Origin of the sequence: Acinetobacter sp. BSP-28 (assembly GCF_044130285.1) — a bacterium.
In the GTDB taxonomy this organism is placed as follows: Bacteria; Pseudomonadota; Gammaproteobacteria; order Pseudomonadales; family Moraxellaceae; genus Acinetobacter.
In genome coordinates this window covers 1-2,536 of sequence record NZ_JBIQOB010000032.1, presented here as the reverse complement: position 1 = coordinate 2,536, position 2,536 = coordinate 1, and the positions used below count along the sequence as shown (strand labels likewise).

At 36.8% G+C, this 2,536-nt stretch carries 3 pseudogenes; 1 reads left to right on the top strand and 2 read right to left on the bottom strand.

The annotated features are described in order from the left end of the window. Positions 1-194: 194 nt before the first annotated feature. Positions 195-1,300: pseudogene (locus tag ACE01R_RS16440) on the top strand (IS3 family transposase). Between the two features lie 39 nt (positions 1,301-1,339). Here ACE01R_RS16440 and ACE01R_RS16435 read toward each other — a convergent pair. Both ACE01R_RS16435 and ACE01R_RS16430 read right to left on the bottom strand, forming a co-directional pair. After that, positions 1,340-1,711 (bottom strand): annotated as a pseudogene (locus tag ACE01R_RS16435) (metallophosphoesterase); the annotation flags it as partial. 355 nt (positions 1,712-2,066) lie between these two features. After that, positions 2,067-2,536: pseudogene (locus ACE01R_RS16430) on the bottom strand (hypothetical protein); the annotation flags it as partial.

Here is a 2,536-nt window from a genome sequence, read left to right as displayed (position 1 = left end):
ATTTACCCCTAAATTTTTTAATAAATTATTAAAGTTTGTTTTAAAACAATGGTTTTTAGTTAGTACTATTGTAATTACTGTATGATTATCAATCAATTGTTTTTCAAAATTATTTACTTACTCGGTAATCCCCCCTAAAAATAATAGGATCTAAAAGTAGAATTTTCTCTTAAGATACGAGCAGGAGATTCTGCATGAAAACATCTAAATTTACTGACAGTCAGATCATGTCCATTTTGAAACAGGCGGAGTCTGGCACACCTGTAGCCACCCTTTGTCGTGAACACGGTATGAGTAATGCGACCTTCTATAAATGGCGTGCCAAATATGGTGGTATGGATATATCATTAATGGCAAGACTCAAAGAACTGGAATCAGAAAATACCAGACTTAAAAAGATGTATGCTTAGGAACGCTTAAAGGCAGAGATCATTCAGGAAGCGATGGCAATGAGTAGCACTGCTACGCAAGGGTGAGGCCATCTTGCCGACGTAAGAGGGCACAACAGGCAGTTGCCCACTATGCCATTAGCATTCGTTTGGCTTGCAGAGCATTTAGTATCAGTGAAACCTGCTACCGTTATCAGTCCAAATTAAACGATGACAATGCATTAATTGCAGAACAGCTCATTGAACTCACTGAAGAAAATGCAGATTGGGGCTTTGGTCTGTGTTTCTCTTATCTACGTCATGTTGAAAACCATGTTTGGAATCATAAGCGTGTTTATCGCATTTACTGTGAGTTAGCACTGAATCTGCGCATTAAACTGAGAAGAAGACTAAAACGACATGCACCAGAACCACTGAAAGAGCCGATCCGGGCAAATCAGGTCTGGTCATTGGATTTTATGCATGACCAGCTTTCTGATGGTCGTAAGTACCGGCTATTGAATGTAATTGATGATTATCGTCGAGAAGGTTTGGCTATTGAAGCAGGATTCTCATTACCCACAATCAGGGTTGTTCGCACATTGAATCAGTTATTGGAATGGCGAGAAAAACCGTTAGTTATTCGGTGTGACAATGGCCCGGAGTTTATCAGTCATGAATTTATACGCTGGGCAACTAAACAAGGTATTCGTATTGAATATATTCAACCAGGTAAACCACAGCAGAATGCGTATATTGAACGCTATAATCGAACCATACGTTATAGTTAGCTGAGCAAACATTTATTTGATACTTTGGATGAAGTACAAGATTATGCAACAAATTCTTGCGTAGCAGTGCTACTCAGGCATTACAATCATGAAAGACCACACCAAGCAAACAAAGGAAGACCACCTCTAATGGCTGCTTAACCTCTACTTTTAACTTCGGTTATTTATGGGAAGATTACCTACTTCTATTACTAAAGGCAATTTTTTAAAACAATCGATAATTTCAAGCTGTTTTTGTTGTGATAATTTATAGAACCATTCTCCCCCATTCCTTTCATGCATGCCTTTCATTTTAGAATCATACTGTCCTCGAATACACATTTCTTCATGATTACCACGTACAGTCAAAAACCATGTTTGATCGAGCAATGAAATACATTCTAAATTTTCACCACCTCTATCTATTAGATCGCCCGTGCAAATGAGCAAATCATTATCAAAATTGAAATTTATTTTCTGTAGTTCATGCATGAGAAAGCTGTGACAACCATGAAGGTCACCGACAACATATATTGACTCATATGCTTTTACATCTACGCAGGAAATAAGCATTAAATATCTACAAAATTTTAAAATTTTCTGGTTTATCTAAGTCAAATGGTAAAATCAACACTTTTGCCACCTCTTCAATTCAATTGTAGTCAAAGTATTCCAAAGGTCGGTAAACTTTTAGTGTCATATTTTTACTCGGTCCACCGACTAAAGCTCTAAAAATTGATCCAAAAATAACTGTTGCTGTTATTCTACTGACACAATATGCCCAAACATATTTTAATTAAATAATAGGGGCTGTTGACACTTCGTTTATGTTTGCGACACGCATATTTTTTTAGCTGCTATAAGGCATGATGGACTGCCACCACTCTCCTATTTCTAAAACTACAAACACTTTTTTTAATTTTTACAATTATCGAATATATTTTTTCGTTCCTGCATCTTCTGAAAGTGCAAAATTAATAATCACATCTGACTGAAACTCTTTTCTTATATATTTCAGACTTATTGGGTTACAAAGTAATGCATATTTCAGAATCTTCTCGGAATATTCTTTTAAAAACTGGATCACGAATGCCCGCTGCTCTATCGCTTTCATCCATAAGTCTTCATAGTACACCTCAATATGCTGAATCGCATAAGGCCGAAGTTTCACTGCATGTTCACATAATTCTTTACTTGGATGATCCATAAACTGAATAGACATTGGATTATTTTCAATCGCCATCAGATACATGGCTGGCGTTGGTTTACGAATGTCCCTAATAGCCATGCCATCTTTACGTAATGCCATGTAGCAAAGACCTTCTGTCTGTTCTTTCACATATTTAATCGCTTGTGGATTCGATTGCACTGCTGCCTGACAAATCTGTTCTGTTTGTT